This is a genomic window from Castellaniella defragrans (genome assembly GCF_014203015.1).
Lineage (GTDB): Bacteria > Pseudomonadota > Gammaproteobacteria > Burkholderiales > Burkholderiaceae_B > Castellaniella > Castellaniella defragrans.
In genome coordinates this window covers 79,119-94,785 of sequence record NZ_JACHIB010000013.1, presented here as the reverse complement: position 1 = coordinate 94,785, position 15,667 = coordinate 79,119, and the positions used below count along the sequence as shown (strand labels likewise).

Below are 15,667 nucleotides of genomic sequence, written 5' to 3'. Positions count from 1 at the left end.
GCCGCGCCCCGTTTCAAGCGGGTTGAACGTCGTAGCCTTCCTCGGCGATGGCGGCCTGGAGCGTCGCCGCGTCCGCCGACGACTCGATCGTGACGCGGTGCGCGCCCAGATCCGTCTGGACGGTGGCGTCGGGCGCCACGTCCTGCACGGCCCGGGTGATGGTCTGCACGCAGTGGTTGCAGGTCATGTCGGAAACGATGAATTCGGTCTTCATGGGGAAGGCTCCTGGAAAGGGACAGCCGGCATCTTAAACCTTGACACGGCGGGAAGCTCAAGGCGTTGAGCAGTGGAAGACGTCCTTCAAGCCACAGCCAGCTTCAACTCGCCCACATCATCCAGGTTGACGTATTGGCGCGCAACCCATAGATCATGGGCATCCTGCATGGCCAGCCAGCTTTCAGGACTGCGGCCGATGGCCTTGGACAGCCGCAAGGCCATTTCCGGCGTGACGCGGCTGGTGCCCTTGAGAATCCGGCTCAGGGTGGATGCCGCGACGCCGAGCTTGCCGGCAAGCTCTCGGCCGCTGATGCCATAGGGTTCCAGATAGATACCGGAGATGAACTCGCCGGGGTGCGGGGGATTGTGCATGCTCATGAGTGATAGTCCTCGTAATCCAGAATATAGGCATTGCCGTCCTGGAACTCGAACGTGACGCGCCAGTTGCCATTGACAGTGATCGACCAGCGCCCCTTCATGTCACCCTTCAAGGGATGCAGGCGGAAGCCAGGGATATCCATATCTTCAATCGTGCACGCGGTATCGAGGGCGGTCAGTTGAAGCCGCAGGCGTTTCGCATGACTTGCCTGTACGCCCGATGCGCTGCCCGTCTCGAAGAGCCTGCGCAGCCCTTTATGTCGGAAGGACTTGATCATGACTCAAGCGTACCATGTTGCGCATCACGCAACAACAGCAAGAAGCAAGCCAAATGCAGAGGCTTGGCCTTGCAACGCCTTCAGGCCTCGTCGTAGCTCGCCACCTCGATCAGGTTCCCGTCCGGGTCCCTGAAATACACCGAGGTGATCTTCCCCGTCGCGCCCGTGCGCGGCACCGGGCCGTCGAGCACCGGCACGCCGCAGGCCCGCAGATGCGCCAGCACCGCCTGCGGCGTTTCGGTGGTGACCAGGCACAGGTCGGCGGTGCCGGGCAGCGCCATGGCGGCCTTGGGCTCGATTTCCCGGCCCCGCTGGTGCAGATTGATCTTCTGGCGGCCGAAGGCCAGGGCCTTGCGGCCCTCGCCGAAGGTCACGACCTCCATGCCGAGCACGCGCGAGTAGAAATCGCAGGTGGCGGCGACGTCCCCGACCGTGAGGACGAGGTGGTCGAGTCTGTCGATGCGTATCGTCATGGCATTCCCATGGTTGTTGTGCGTGACCGGCGGCCCAGCGGCGCCCCTTGACCTTACCACATGGTCAAGCCTCATCCTACAATCATCGTGATGAACCGGAGCCCGTCCATGTCCACCCCGCCCGCCCCTTCCGCGCTCGACCTCGAAGTCGAGGGCATGACCTGCGCCTCCTGCGTGCGCCGGGTCGAAACGGCTCTGGCGAAAGTCCCCGGCGTGGCGCAGGCCAGCGTCAACCTGGCCACGCGCCGCGCCCACGTCACCCTCGCGGCCGAGGGCGCCGATCCCGGAGCGCTGGTCGCCGCCGTCGAAAAACGCGGCTACCAGGCGCGGCTGCTCCGCCGCGAGGATCCCGCGCAGGCGGCCGGCGACGCGGACGCGAACGAAGACGCGGCCGCTGGGCGGCGCTTCTTCCTGGCCCTGGTCCTGACGCTGCCGGTGTTCCTGGTCGAGATGGGCGGGCACCTGGTCCCCGCCCTGCACCATGCGATCCAGTCCCTGGTCGATCCGCAAGCACTGGCCTGGGCCGAATTCGCGCTCGCCACCGCCGTGCTGGCCGGGCCGGGCCGGGCCTTCTTCACCCGCGGCTTCAAGGCGCTGCGGCACCTGGGGCCGGACATGAACACGCTGGTCGCCCTGGGCGCGGGCAGCGCCTGGCTGTATTCCGCGCTGGTCACGGTGGCGTCCGCCCTCTTCCCGGACGAGGTCCGCCACCTGTATTTCGAGGCCGCCGCGGTCGTCGCCACGCTGATCCTGCTGGGCCGCTGGCTGGAAGCCCGCGCCCGGGGCCGGGCCGGCTCGGCCATCCGCCAGCTGATCGGCCTGCGGCCGCGCACGGCCTGGGCGCGGCGCGGCGGCGACTGGACCGAGCTGCCCATCGACGCGCTCGCGCCCGGCGACGAGGTGCGGGTGCGGCCCGGCGAGAAGATCCCGGTCGACGGCACGGTCGTCGAGGGCGAGTCCTGGGTGGACGAATCCATGATCACGGGCGAGCCCATCCCGGCCACGCGCCGCCCGGGCGACCGCCTCATCGGCGGCACGCTGAACACGCGCGGCGGCCTGGTGATGCGCGCCACGCAGGTCGGCGCCGACACGGTGCTGGCCCACATCATCCGCCTGGTCGAGCAGGCGCAGGGGGCCAAGCTGCCGATCCAGCGCCTGGTGGACCGGGTCACCGGCTGGTTCGTGCCGGCCGTCATGGGCCTGGCCGTGCTGGCCTTCCTGGGCTGGCTGTTCTGGGGCCCCGAGCCGCGGCTGACGCACGCGCTGATCGCCGGCGTGGCGGTGCTGATCATCGCCTGCCCCTGCGCCATGGGGCTGGCCACGCCGATCTCGATCATGGTGGCCACGGGCCGCGCGGCGGGCCTGGGCATCGTGTTCCGCCAGGGCGACGCCCTGCAGCGCCTGCGCAGCGTCCGCGTGGCGGCCTTCGACAAGACCGGCACGCTGACCCTGGGCCGGCCGGCGCTCAGCGACGCCCTGCCCCTGGACGGCCTGGACCGTCCCGCCCTGCTGGCGGCGGTGGCCGCGGTGCAGAGCGCCTCGGAACACCCCATCGCGCATGCCCTGCTGGAGGCCGCCCGGGCCGAGCGGCTGCCCCTGGCGCCGGTGGAGGGCTTCGCGGCGCTCACCGGCGCGGGCGTGCAGGGGCGGGTCGGGGGGCACGGCTGGCTGCTGGGCAGCGAGGCCCTGATGCGCGACCACGGCGTACCGGTCGAGGCCGAGGTCGAGGCACAGGTCCGGGCCCTGGCCGGCCAGGGGAAGACCGTCTTCCTGGCGGCGCGCGACGGCCGGCTGGCGGGGGTGCTCGCCGTGGCCGACCCGCTGCGGCCCGGCGCGCGCGAGGCCATCGCCCGCCTGCACGCCCTGGGGCTGAAGACCGCGCTCATCACCGGCGACCACGAGGCCGCCGCCCGCGCCGTGGCCGGCGAACTGGGCATCGACATCGTCCACGCCCGGACCCTGCCCGCGCACAAGGCGGAACTGCTGCGGGCCCTGCGGCGCGAGGCCGGCTCCCTGGCCTTCGTCGGCGACGGCATCAACGACGCGCCCGCCCTGGCGACGGCCGACGTGGGCATCGCCATCGGCCAGGGCACCGACGTGGCCATCGAATCGGCCGACGTGGTGCTGATGAACGAGGACCTGAACTCGGTGGCGCGCGCCATCGCGCTGTCGCGGCTGACGCTGCGCAACATCGCCCAGAACCTGTTCTGGGCCTTCGCCTACAACGCCGCCCTGATCCCAGTGGCGGCCGGCGCCCTGTATCCCTACACCGGGCTGCAGCTCTCGCCCATGCTGGGGGCCGGCGCCATGGCGCTGTCCAGCGTCTTCGTCGTGGTCAACGCCCTGCGCCTGAAATGGCTGCCCCTGGAGGTCCGTCATGGCTGAATCCCGCACCCGGCACGATGCCGGTTCCAGGCCGCGCGCCGCCGCCGCCCGCGCGCCGTTCACGATCGGCGAGGCGGCCGCCCGTACCGGCCTGAGCCCCAAGATGATCCGCTACTACGAGCAGGAAGGCCTGTTCGTCCCGCAGGCGCGCAGCGCCGCCGGCTACCGCCAGTACGGCGAGGCCGACCTGCACGCGCTGCGCTTCATCCGCAGCGCGCGCGACCTGGGGTTTTCATTGAAGCAGATCGCGGAGCTGACCGGCCTGTGGCGCGACCGCGGCCGCGCCAGCGCGGAGGTCAAACGCCTGGCCCTGGCGCACATCGAGGCGCTGGAGGCCAAGGCCGCCCTGCTGCGCGGCATGGCGGCGACGCTGCGCGAGCTGGCGCAGCGCTGCCATGGCGACGACCGGCCGGAATGCCCGATCCTCGAAGGCATCGAGGACGGCGCGCGGGCTCAGGCCGGCGCCGGCGCGTGCCACTCCGACACGTGATCCCGCCAGTCGGGCCGCCGGACCGGCGCCGGCGGTTCGATGGGCGTGCCGATGGCCAGGTAGCCCATGAAGCGCTCGTCCAGGGGATCGAAGCCCAGGGCCTCGCCCACGCCGTCCAGGTAGGTGCCGATGCCGGTGCTCCAGAAGGCGCCGAAACCCAGGGCGTGCGCGGCATTGAGCATGTTCATGGCCGCCGCGCCCACGGCCAGCAGGCTCTCGTGTTCGGGGATGCGGCCGGAAGGATCGGGGCGGCAGCCCAGGGCGATCACCAGCGGCACCCTGGAGAGCCACTTGCGCGCATTGTCCACCTTGGGCTGCGGCAGGGGCGTGCCCGCGGCGATGCCGGCCCGCACGCCCACGTCCACCAGGGCGGGCACGTCGGCGCCGCGCACCAGGACGAAGCGCCAGGGCTTCACGCCGCCGTGGTCGGGCGCGCGCAGGGCGGCCTGCAGGATCAGGTCCAGCTGCGCGTCGGTCGGACCGGGCGCCTGGACGAACTTGACCGACTGGCGGCCGAGCAGGACATCGAGGGGCGTGGACATGGAAGGGGCTCCTAGGGATGGGACGCCCTGACCATCAGGGCTTTCATGCGCCGGATCGAGGGCTCCCAGCCGTCGAACACGGCCTGGGCGACGATCGCGTGGCCGATGTTCAGTTCGGCGATCCCCGGCAGGGCGGCGACGGGCTCGACGTTGTCGTAATGCAGGCCGTGGCCGGCGTTGACCCGCAGGCCCTCGCCCACCCCCACGGCGACGGCGGCGCGCACGCGTTCGAGCTGGGCGGCGCGCGCGCCCGCGTCGGGCGCATCGGCGTAGGCGCCGGTGTGCAGCTCGATCACGCGGGCGCCGGTGCGCGCGGCGGCGGCGATCTGCCCGGCCTCGGGATCGATGAACAGGGACACGCGGATGCCGGCGTCGTGCAGCCGCGCCACGGCGGAGGCGACCTCGTCGTAGCGGCCGAGCACGTCCAGCCCGCCTTCGGTGGTCAGCTCGCGCCGGTTTTCCGGCACCAGGCAGACGTCCTGCGGACGGATGTCGCAGGCGATCGCCAGCATTTCCGGCGTGATGGCGCATTCCAGGTTCATGCGCGTGCGCAGGGCCGGACGGATGGCGCGCACGTCGGCGTCCTGGATGTGGCGCCGGTCCTCGCGCAGATGCAGGGTGATCAGGTCGGCGCCGGCATCCTCGGCGCGCAGCGCCGCCTGCAGGGGATCGGGATAGGCCGTCAGGCGCACCTGGCGCAGGGTGGCGACGTGATCGATGTTGACGCCCAGTTCCATCAGGAGGCCTCCGGCAGGTCGTCGGCGGACCAGCCCCCGCCCAGCGCCTTGTACAGCTCGACGCGGTTGAACAGCGCGTCGGTGCCCAGCTGGATGAACTGCTGCTGCACGCCGTACAGGGCGACCTGCGCGGACTGCACCTGCAGGAAGCTGTCCACGCCGGTCTCGTAGCGGATCTGGGCCAGCTTGAGGGCCTTGAGCGCGGATTCCTCGGTGGCGCGCAGGGCGTCGAGCTGGCTGCTGTAGGTGGCTTCGCCCGCCAGGCCGTCGGCGACTTCGCGGAACGCGGTCTGGATGGCCTTTTCGTAGGACGACACGGCGATGTTGCTGCGCGCCTTGGCCAGGTCCAGGTTGCCCTTGATCCCGCCCGAGAACAGCGGCATCTGGATCTGCGGCGAATACTGCCAGTAGCGCTGGCTGCCGCCGAACAGGCCGTCCAGTTCGGGGCTGGCGAAGCCCAGCAGCCCGGTCAGGGAGATGCGCGGGAAGAAGGCGGCGCGCGCGGCGCCGATCTGGGCGTTGGCCGCCATCAGGTCGTGCTCGGCGCCGATGATGTCGGGCCGGCGTTCCAGCAGCTGCGACGGCAGGCCCGCGGGCAGCGAGGACAGCAGTTGCGCGCGGCCGAACGGCTGCGGCGCGGGCAGGTCCTGGGGCACCGGCGTGCCCAGGATCAGCTGCAGGGCGTTGACGGCCTGCGCCATGGCGCGCTCGGTCGCGATGCGGTCGGCGCGCACCGTGTCGTACTGCGACTGTGCCTGCGCCAGGTCCAGGTCGGAGGCGACCCCGACGTCGAAGCGGGACTGGACCAGGTCCAGCGTGCCCTTGCGGGCCTCCAGGGTCTTGTCCATCAGTTCATGCAGGGCCTGGGCCGAACGCAGGCGGAAGTAGGCCTCGGCCGTCTGGGCGATCAGCCCCAGCTGGACGGTGCGGCGCGCCTGGTCGGTGGACAGGTAGGACTGGTAGGCGGCTTCGCTGAGGTTGCGCACGCGGCCGAAGAAGTCCAGCTCGAAGGCCGTCATGCCCACGCCCGCGACGTAGCTGCGGTTGACGGATTTGGCGTCGGCGCCGCCGTTGCGCATGTCGGCCGGCGAGCGGGTGACCTGCCCCGTGCCCTGCACGCCGATGGTCGGCAGGCGGTCGCTCTGGGCGATGCCGAACTGGGCGCGGGCCTCTTCGACCCGGTCCACGGCGATGCGCAGGTCGCGGTTGTTCTTCAGCGCGAGCTCGATCAGGGCCTGCAGGCGGGGATCCTGGAAGAAGTCCCGCCAGGCCGGCAGACCGGCCTGGGTGTCCTGGACGGCTTGAGCGGCCTGGTCCGCCTGGCCGTTGCCGGCGGCCGTGAGCGGAAAGCGGTCGGGCACCGGCGCGGCCGGCCGGTGGTAGGTGGGCGCCAGGGAGCAGGCGCCCAGCGCCAGCGCCAGCGTGGAGACGGCCAGGACACGCGCGGGGAGTCGTCGATTCATCATGTCCGTTCTCCCGCACCGGACTCGCCGGCGGATGGGATGTGCGGCGCCTGGTGGCCCAGCAGTTTCGGTTTGGTCTTGAACAATTTCAGAATCACCACGAAGAAAGTCGGCACGAAGATCACGGCCAGCGGCGTGGCCGCCAGCATGCCGCCCAGGACGCCCAGGCCCACGGCGTTCTGGCTGGCGGCGCCCGCGCCGCTGGCCGTCACGAGGGGCACCACCCCCAGGATGAAGGCGAAGGAGGTCATCAGGATCGGGCGGAAGCGCAGCCGCGCGGCCTCGATGGCCGAGTCGGCCAGGCCCGCGCCGCTGGCGTACAGGTCCTTGGCGAACTCGACGATCAGGATGGCGTTTTTCGCCGCCAGGCCGATCACGGTCACCATCCCCACCATGAAGTACACGTCGTTGTCCTTGCCCATCAGGCTGCTGAGCAGCACGGCGCCCAGCATGCCCAGCGGCACGGCCAGCATCACCGACAGCGGGATGGCCCAGCTTTCGTACAGGGCGGCCAGCACCATGAAGACCACCAGGATCGACAGCCCCATCAGGATCGTGGACTGGCTGCCCGCCTGGATTTCCTGGTAGGACAGGCCGGTCCATTCGTAGCTCAGGCCGGGCGGCAGCTGGGCGATCAGGCGCTCCATTTCGGCCATGGCCTGGCCGGTGGAATAGCCCGGCGCCGCCGAGCCGCCGATGCGGATGGATTCGTAGCCGTTGTAGCGCACGATCTGGACCGGACCGCGGGTCCATTCCAGGGACACGAAAGAGGACAGCGGCACCATGTCGCCGTTGGCGTTGCGGGCGTTGAGCCGCAGGATGTCGTCAGGCTCCATGCGGGCGTCCTGCTCGGCCTGGACCCAGATGTTCTGCACCCAGCCCTGGTTGGTGAACTTGCCGACATAGGACGAGCCGATGGCCGTGGAGATCAGGTTGGCGGCTTCGGAGAAGTCCACCCCCAGGGCGGCGGCCTTGGCGCGATCGATCTGCACCTTGAGCTGCGGCCCGGCGCCCAGGCCGGTGATGCGCGTGCCGGTCAGGATGGGGCTTTGCGAAGCCAGCTGCAGCAGCTGCTGGGTGGCCGCCTGCAGGGCTTCGCTGCCCACGCCGCTGCGGTCTTCCAGGCGCAGGTCGAAGCCCGAGGCGTTGCCCAGCGAGGAGATCGCCGGCGGGGTGATGGAAATCACCATGGAGTCCGGCAGGCCGAACAGCAGCTTGCCCATCGCGGTGCCGGAAATCGCCTGCGCCGAGTCGGCCGGACCCTTGCGTTCGGAGAAGTCCTTCAGGGGCACGAAGGCGATGGCGGCGTTCAGGCCGTTGCCGTTGAAGCTGAAGCCCTGGACCGCGATGATGTTGGCGACCTGCGGCAGCGCCATGAAGTATTTTTCGACCTGCTCGATGATCTCCACCGTGCGGCTGGACGAGGCGCCCGAAGGCAGCTCGATGTTGGCGATCACGTAGCCCTGGTCTTCCTCGGGCAGGAAGGAGGTGGGCAGGCGCAGGTACATCCAGCCCATCACGCCCACCAGCACGGCGAAGACGATCATCATGCGCAGCGTGCGCTTCAGGCTGCGCGAGACCCAGCGGGTATAGCCCCGCGTGGTGCGATCGAAGCCGCGGTTGAACCAGCCGAAGAAGCCGCCCTTGGACTCATGGTGGCCCTTGGGGATGGGCTTGAGCAGGGTGGCGCACAGCGCCGGGGTGAAGCTGAGCGCCAGCAGCGCCGAGAACAGGATGGACACCGCCATGGCCACGGAGAACTGGCGGTAGATCACGCCCACGGAGCCGGACATGAAGGCCAGCGGCAGGAACACCGTGGTCAGCACCAGGGTGATCCCGACGATGGCGCCGCTGATCTGCGGCATGGCCTTCTTCGTGGCTTCCTTGGGCGAGAGGCCTTCCTCGGCCATGATGCGCTCGACGTTCTCCACCACCACGATGGCGTCGTCCACCAGGATCCCGATGGCCAGCACCATGGCGAACATGGTCAGCACGTTGATCGAGAATCCCAGCGCCAGCATCACCGCGAAGGCCCCCATCATCGCCACCGGCACCACCAGCGCCGGAATCAGCGTGTAGCGCACGTTCTGCAGGAACACGAACATCACCACGAACACCAGCACCATGGCCTCGAACAGGGTGTGGACCACCTGCTCGATCGACAGGTCGATGTAGGGCGAGGTGTCGTAGGGGATCGCGTAGGTGATGTTGTCGGGGAAGAACCTGGCCAGCTCGGCCATCTTGGCCTTGGCCAGCTTGGCCGTTTCCAGGGCGTTGGCCGACGGCGTCAGCGACAGGGCGAAGGCGGCCGTGGGCTTGCCGTTCAGGCGGGCGCCGAACTGGTAGTTGTCCGAGCCGAGCTCGACGCGGGCGACGTCGCGGATGCGCACCGAGGAGCCGTCCGGATTGGCCCGCAGCACGATGTCGCCGAATTCCTCCGGCGTGGCGAGCTGGCCGTTGACGGTCAGCGGCACCACCGTGCGCTGCGTGTCGGGGTTCGGCGGCGAGCCCAGCAGGCCGCCGGAAATCACCAGGTTCTGCGCCGCCAGGGCGCTGTTGACCTGGGACATGCTCAGGCCGTAGCCGACCAGCTTCTGCGGATCGACCCAGACGCGCATGGCGCGGCTCGCGGCGAAGAGCTGGAACTTGCCCACGCCCTTGATCCGCGACATCGGGTTCTGGATGTTGCGCGTGATGTAGTCGGCCAGGGCGTACTGGTCGATGGAGCCGTCCTTGGACGAGAGCGTGACCACCATCAGGAAGCCGGAATTCGTCTGGCTGACCTTCAGGCCCTGCTGCACGACGGCGGCGGGCAGCTTGGCCGTCACGTTGGACAGGCGGTTCTGCACGTCCACCTGGGCCAGGTCGGGGTCCGTGCCCGGCGCGAAGGTGACGGTGATCTCGGCCTGCCCGTTGGAATCGCTGACCGATTCGTAGTACAGCAGGCCCTTGGCCCCGTTCAGCTCGTTCTCGATGACGCTCGCCACGCTGGTGGAGACCTCGGAGGCCGAGGCGCCCGGATAGGTGGCGTTGATGTTCACCGTGGGCGGAGCGACGTCGGGATACTGCGATACGGCCATGTTGGGGATGGCCAGGATGCCGGCCAGGGCGATGGCCAGCGCCACCACCCAGGCGAAGATCGGTCGTTCGATGAAAAACTGTGGCATGAGAGCTCGCGTGGAATCCGGAGGAGGGGTGTCGGGCGGCCGGGGCCGGATCAGTGAGCCTGGCCCTGTGCGGCCTGGCCTTCGGCGGGCTTGGCGCCCGCGGGCTGCCCGCCGGCGGCCTTGTCGCCCGCGGCCTGGCCGCCGGCCTGTTCAGCGCCGCCCTGGCCGCCCGCGGCGGGCGGCTGGGCCGCGCCGCCCTGCCCCGCCTGGCCGCCCGGCGCCTGGCCCTTCCAGGGGATGGGCTGGACCGGAGCGCCCGGACGGACCTTCTGGAAGCCCTCGACCATCAGCTGGTCGCCCGCCTGGATGCCCTGATAGACGATGTAGCCCTTGTCGGTGTGCGGCCCCACCTGGATCGGCGTGAAGGTCGCCTTGCCGTCCTTGATCAGGACGACCGTGCTGTTGCCGTCGGAAGCACGCTGGATGGCCTGCTCGGGCACCACCAGGGCCTGCTGGTCCACGCCCTGCACCAGGCGCACGCGCACGTACAGGCCGGGCAGCAGGATCTGTTCCGGATTGGGGAACAGCGCGCGCAGGTTCACCTGGCCCGTGCCGGGATCGACGGCCACGCCCGAGAACAGCAGCTTGCCGGGATGGCGGTAGGTGCCGCCGCCGTCCAGCAGGACCTCGGCCTGGGCGTCGCCGTTGGCGTCGGGCTTGACGATGCCGTCGGCGATCTGGCGGCGCAGGGCGGCGATCTGCGCCACCGGCTGGGTGATGTCCACATAGACCTGGTCCAGGCGGTGCACGGTGGCCAGCGAGGTGGCGGAGGTGGCGCTCACCAGCGCCCCCACGGTGACCTGGGCCTTGCCGATGGTGCCGTCGATGGGCGAGGTGACCCGGGTGTAGTCCAGGTTGATCTGCGCCGCGTCCAGCGCGGCCTGCGCCGCGGCGATGGCCGCCTCGGCCTGGCGCGCCTGGGCGACGGCGTTGTCGTATTCCTGCTGGCTGACCGCGTGCTGCTTGATGAGGGTGGCGTAGCGCTGCGCCAGCAGGCGTGCCGTCTGCGCCGACGCCTGGGCGTTTTTCAGCTGCGCGGCGGCCTGGTCGCGGGCCGCGCGGTACGGCGCCGGGTCGATGGTGAAGAGCAGCTGGCCGGCCTTGACCCGGCTGCCCTGCTCGAAGTCGATGGACTGCACGATACCGTTGACCCGGGCGCGGATTTCCGCGTCCTCGATCGCCTGCACGCGGCCGGGCAGTTCGGTGCGGATGACGGCGGCCTGGGGCTGGACCTGCACCACGCTGACCGGGACCTTCATGTCCTGCATCCCCTGCTGCGGCTCGCCCGAGCAGGCGGCCAGGGCCAGCAGCGACACCAGCGCGAGAGGCCGCAGGGTCCGGACGGCGGTCAGTCGATCAAAGACCATAGGAAAAGCTCCAGAAATGTTGATTTTCGATTTTTTTCGATTGATGAAGCGAAAAAATGGCCACCCGGCCATGCGAAGGCCAGGATCGCCGGCCCCGCAGGCAAGCCAAAAGTATAAGGGGAAAACCCTGAAAACCGATGCGGCGGCCTGGACTCGTGCCCCATGAATCCATGCGTCATGCCCCGTCCGCCGCGAAGTGGTCCACGAGGATGCGGATCCGGCGCTCCAGGACTTCCAGGCGGGGCCTGTCCTCGATCTGGCCTTCCATGGCCAGCAGGAACACCAGGGCGACCGCGGGATCGTCGAACACGCGGTCCAGGCATTCCAGCAGGGACGCGCGGTGCCGGCCGGCGACTTCGGGGCTCAGGCCCTGGCAGACTTCCAGGAATTCGCTGGACATGGGCGCGGCTTCCATTTCGGACCAGGGCTCCAGCAGCACGCGCCGGCAGACGGCGAACAGGCGTTCGCGCGGCGAGCCGGGCGCCTGCACCACTTCCATGGCGAGCGGCAGGCGCGACAGCATCCAGTCGTCGAAGACCTGCATGAAGAGGTCTTCCTTGTCCTTGAAGCTGCGGTAGAGCAAGGTGCGGGAGATCCCCGCGCGCTGGGCGATGTCGCCCAGGGACGTGCGGGCGAAGCCGAAATTCAGGAAGCACCAGCGCGCCGCGTCCAGTATCCTGGCGCGCCGCGCGATCATGGCTTCCGAACTGAGTTTGGGTGACATCGGCGCATTCTGACAACAAATGCGTTTTTTGTCAAAAAGAATTTTGCGCCCACCTCGCGGCTTGCAAGCCGCTCGGATTCGGCAGGCACGAAAGAGTCCGCAGGGACTCTCTTCTCAAATTGCCGCAGCCCTCCACCTCGCGGCTTGCAAGCCGCTCGGATTCGGCAGGCACGAAAGAGTCCGCAGGGACTCTCTTCTCAAATTGCCGCAGCCCTCCACCTCGCGGCTTGCAAGCCGCTCGGATTCGGCAGGCACGAAAGAGTCCGCAGGGACTCTTTCGTGTCCAGCCTCATCCTAATAGCAACGCGTCGTCGGCGAGTTCCTCGCCGCGCACTTTCTCGAACATGGCGAGCAGGTCGGGGACTTCCAGGCCGCGGCGGGTGTCGCCCGCGACGTCGAGCACCACCCGGCCCTGGTGCAGCATGACGGTGCGGTCGCCCACGTCCAGGGCCTGGCGCATGCTGTGGGTGACCATCATCGTGGTCAGGCCGTGCTCGGCCACGATGCGGACGGTCAGCTCCAGCACGAACTGGGCGGTGCGCGGGTCCAGCGCCGCCGTGTGCTCGTCCAGCAGCAGGATGCGCGAGGGGCGCAGGGCCGCCATCAGCAGGCTCACGGCCTGGCGCTGGCCGCCCGAGAGCAGGCCGATCCGGTCGGTCAGGCGGTTTTCCAGCCCCAGCCCCAGCATGGCCAGGCGCTCGCGGAACAGCACGCACATTTCCTCGCGCACCGCCTGGCGCAGGCTGCGGAACTGGCCCCGGCCCAGGGCCAGGGACATGTTTTCCTCGATGGTCAGGTTTTCACAGGTGCCGGCCATGGGGTCCTGGAAGACGCGCGCGACCTTGCGCGCGCGGTCCCAGACCGGCTGGCGCGTGACATCCTCGCCGTCGATCAGGATGGCGCCGCTATCCACGCCCTGCTCGCCGGAGATGGCGTTCAGGAAGGTGGACTTGCCCGCGCCGTTGGAGCCGATCACGGTGACGAACTGGCCCGCCGGGATGTCCAGCGACATGCCGCGCAGGGCCTGTGTTTCGATGGGCGTGCCGGGGTTGAAGGTGAGATGCAGGTTCTGGGCGCTCAGCATGGCGGGGCCTCTTTGTATGGACAGGCCCTAGGCCTTCTTTTTGCGGAAACGCTGCTTGGCGAGCGGGATCACCAGCGCGATCGTGACCAGCACGGCCGTGACCAGGTTCAGGTCCTGGGCCTTCAGGCCCACGAAATCCGCGTTCAGCGCCAGCGCGATGAAGAAGCGATAGAGCACGGCACCGACCACCACGGCCAGCGTCGCCACCATCAGGCGACGGCTGGGCAGGATGGACTCGCCGATGATGACGGCGGCCAGGCCGATGACGATGGTGCCGATGCCCATGGAGATGTCCGCCCCGCCCTGCGACTGGGCGAACAGCGCGCCGCCCAGGCCACACAGGGCGTTGGAGATCGCCATGCCCAGCAGGACCATGTTGCCGGTGCGGATGCCCTGGGCCCGCGCCATGCGCGGGTTCGAGCCGGTCGAGCGCATCGCCAGGCCCACCTGGGTGGCGAAGAACCAGTCCAGCAGCAGCTTGACGATCACCACCAGCGCCAGCAGGATGAGCGGGCGCGCGACGTAGTCCTCGATGCCCTCCGGCTGCAGCACGGTGAACACGGTGGGGTCGGTGATCAGCGGCACGTTGGGCGCGTCCATGACGCGCAGGTTGATCGAATACAGGGCGATCATCATCAGGATGCTGGCGAGCAGGTCCATGATCTTCAGCCGGACGTTGAGCCAGCCCGTCACCATGCCGGCGAAGCCGGCGGCCAGGGTGGCGGCGCCGGTCGCCAGGAAGGGATCCGTGCCGTGATGGATCAGGATGGCGGCCGTCGCGCCGCCCAGCGGAAAGCTGCCGTCCACCGTCAGGTCGGGGAAGTTCAGCACGCGGAAGGAAATGAGGACGCCCAACGCGACCAGGCCGAATATCAGCCCGATCTCGAAGGCACCCCACATGGAATAGATGGACATGGAATGAAAATCTCTGGATGCGGCCGCGGGGAAGCCGCCATGACAGCCGGGCCGCCTGGAGGCGGCCCGGGGATGCGAAACGCGCGGGGATTTACTTGACGACCTGGGCGGCCGACTTGATCAGGGCGTCGGACAGGGTCGCGCCCTGCTGGGCCGCCGCGCCGGGGTTGACGTAGAGTTCGAGCTTGGAGCTGGTCTCGGAAGCGATGGCGCCGGGCTTCTCGCCCTTCAGGATGCGCACCACGAGCTTGCCGGTCTGCACGCCCAGGTCGTGGTAGTTCACGCCCAGGGCGGCGATGGCGCCGCGCTTGACGCTGTCGGTGTCGGAAGCCACCAGGGGGATCTTGGCGGAATTGCCGACCTTGACCAGCGATTCGTAGGCCGAGACCACGTTGTTGTCGGTATTGGTGTAGATCACGTCGACCTTGCCCACCAGGCTGCGGGCGGCGGCGCCCACGTCCACGGTGCGGGCGGCGGTGGCTTCCACCAGGCTCATGCCCGACTGCGGCAGCAGTTCGCGCAGGCGTTTCACCACGACCACGGAATTGGCCTCGCCGGGGTTGTAGACCATGCCGACCTTCTTGGCGCCGGGCACGACCTTCTTGATCAGATCGACCTGCTTTTCCAGCGACAGGGCGTCGGACACGCCGGTGACGTTGGTGCCCGAGGCTTCCCAGCCCGGCACCAACTGCGCGGCCACCGGATCGGTGACGGCGGAATAGACCACCGGAATGGTCTTGGTGGCGGCGACCACGGCCTGGGCCGAGGGCGTGGCGATGGCGACGATCACGTCGGGCTTGTCGCCCACGAACTTGCGGGCGATCTGGGCGGCGATGGCGGTATTGCCCTGGGCCGTCTGGAATTGCCATTTCAGGCCCTTGGCCTCGGTGTAGCCGGCGGCGGCCAGGGCTTCGTGCACGCCGTCCTTCACGGCATCGAGGGCGGGATGCTCGACGATGGAGGTGACCGCCACGGATTGCGCCTGGGCCGGCGCGGCGGCCAGCGCGCCCGCCACGGCGGCGGCGCCGGCGAGCGAGCGAAGGACGGAATGCAGCTTCATGAAGGAACTCCTTTGAATGGGGAACGATGCCGGGTCGTGTCCGGATCGGGCAATGCGGCGTCCAGTCTACCCGCCGGCACCAATATTTTCTGCAGGGGATATCCCTGCGGCGGCAATTATTGTAGCTTGGACGCGAAATGGCGCGGCGATCGAAGCATCAAATGCCAATAAGGTGGAGAAAAACGGAATCAAAGTTCAATAAACACCGGACGTCCTCTCTCCGCGCCATCAAAGCCCCGCCCCGTCCGGCGATTGATGCCACGGGGCGCAGCCGCGCATCGCGCGCGGAATGCCGTTCGGGCGGTGCGCGGCTCAGGTCTCGCGCGGCTCGCGGCCCGGGTGTCGCACGGTTCGGGTGTCGCACGGTTCGGGTGCCGCACGGCTCAGG

Annotated in this window: 15 protein-coding genes; 2 read left to right on the top strand and 13 right to left on the bottom strand. The window is 69.2% G+C overall.

From position 1 onward, the window contains the following. Positions 1–13: 13 nt before the first annotated feature. The 4 genes from HNR28_RS11780 to HNR28_RS11765 all read right to left on the bottom strand — a co-directional run bounded on the left by HNR28_RS11780 (position 14) and on the right by HNR28_RS11765 (position 1,345). Entirely contained in the window at positions 14–214 is a 201-nt protein-coding gene (locus HNR28_RS11780) for a heavy-metal-associated domain-containing protein (protein WP_151024808.1), read from the bottom strand. A gap of 86 nt (positions 215–300) precedes the next feature. After that, positions 301–594 carry a HigA family addiction module antitoxin gene (locus HNR28_RS11775; protein WP_151024807.1) on the bottom strand — a complete coding sequence of 98 codons (294 nt, stop codon included), beginning with the start codon at positions 592–594 and terminating at the stop codon, positions 301–303. Next, positions 591–872, bottom strand: coding sequence for a type II toxin-antitoxin system RelE/ParE family toxin (locus HNR28_RS11770; RefSeq protein WP_151024806.1), 282 nt, complete (start codon positions 870–872; stop codon positions 591–593). The genes HNR28_RS11775 and HNR28_RS11770 overlap by 4 nt, the downstream gene beginning before the upstream one ends. A gap of 80 nt (positions 873–952) precedes the next feature. After that, on the bottom strand, positions 953–1,345 hold the full coding sequence (locus tag HNR28_RS11765) for a VOC family protein (protein ID WP_151024805.1): 393 nt from the start codon (positions 1,343–1,345) through the stop codon (positions 953–955). Between the two features lie 108 nt (positions 1,346–1,453). On the opposite strand from HNR28_RS11765, the gene HNR28_RS11760 reads away from it, so the two are divergent. Together HNR28_RS11760 and cueR are read left to right on the top strand one after the other, a co-directional pair. Then, entirely contained in the window at positions 1,454–3,730 is a 2,277-nt protein-coding gene (locus tag HNR28_RS11760) for a heavy metal translocating P-type ATPase (RefSeq protein WP_151024804.1), read from the top strand. Then, positions 3,723–4,220, top strand: a complete 498-nt coding sequence (cueR, locus tag HNR28_RS11755) for a Cu(I)-responsive transcriptional regulator (protein ID WP_151024803.1) — start codon at positions 3,723–3,725, stop codon at positions 4,218–4,220. Before HNR28_RS11760 ends, cueR begins: the two co-directional genes overlap by 8 nt. Here the strand turns inward: cueR and HNR28_RS11750 are convergent. From HNR28_RS11750 to HNR28_RS11710, 9 genes are all read right to left on the bottom strand, one after another. Continuing rightward, a complete protein-coding gene (locus HNR28_RS11750) occupies positions 4,184–4,762 on the bottom strand; it encodes a nitroreductase family protein (protein WP_043682443.1) in 579 nt (192 codons plus the stop codon). The genes cueR and HNR28_RS11750 overlap by 37 nt on opposite strands. An 11-nt stretch (positions 4,763–4,773) precedes the next feature. Further along, on the bottom strand, positions 4,774–5,502 hold the full coding sequence (gene pdxJ, locus HNR28_RS11745) for a pyridoxine 5'-phosphate synthase (RefSeq protein WP_151024802.1): 729 nt from the start codon (positions 5,500–5,502) through the stop codon (positions 4,774–4,776). After that, the gene (locus tag HNR28_RS11740) at positions 5,499–6,965 is read right to left on the bottom strand and encodes an efflux transporter outer membrane subunit (protein ID WP_409360350.1); all 1,467 of its coding nucleotides are present in this window, start codon (positions 6,963–6,965) and stop codon (positions 5,499–5,501) included. The genes pdxJ and HNR28_RS11740 overlap by 4 nt, the downstream gene beginning before the upstream one ends. Then, entirely contained in the window at positions 6,962–10,129 is a 3,168-nt protein-coding gene (locus HNR28_RS11735) for an efflux RND transporter permease subunit (RefSeq protein ID WP_151024801.1), read from the bottom strand. The genes HNR28_RS11740 and HNR28_RS11735 overlap by 4 nt, the downstream gene beginning before the upstream one ends. 50 nt (positions 10,130–10,179) lie before the next feature. Next, complete coding sequence (locus HNR28_RS11730; RefSeq protein WP_184142893.1) at positions 10,180–11,496, bottom strand: efflux RND transporter periplasmic adaptor subunit; 1,317 nt, start codon at positions 11,494–11,496, stop codon at positions 10,180–10,182. Positions 11,497–11,671: 175 nt separating this feature from the next. Next, complete coding sequence (locus tag HNR28_RS18705; RefSeq protein ID WP_043682437.1) at positions 11,672–12,220, bottom strand: TetR/AcrR family transcriptional regulator; 549 nt, start codon at positions 12,218–12,220, stop codon at positions 11,672–11,674. Positions 12,221–12,509: 289 nt separating this feature from the next. After that, entirely contained in the window at positions 12,510–13,304 is a 795-nt protein-coding gene (locus tag HNR28_RS11720; protein WP_151025310.1) for an ABC transporter ATP-binding protein, read from the bottom strand. A gap of 27 nt (positions 13,305–13,331) precedes the next feature. Beyond that, complete coding sequence (locus tag HNR28_RS11715; RefSeq protein WP_043682432.1) at positions 13,332–14,219, bottom strand: ABC transporter permease; 888 nt, start codon at positions 14,217–14,219, stop codon at positions 13,332–13,334. A 91-nt stretch (positions 14,220–14,310) separates the two neighbouring features. After that, positions 14,311–15,279: an ABC transporter substrate binding protein gene (locus HNR28_RS11710; protein WP_043682429.1), complete on the bottom strand. Its 969-nt coding sequence runs from the start codon at positions 15,277–15,279 to the stop codon at positions 14,311–14,313. Positions 15,280–15,667 lie beyond the last annotated feature (388 nt).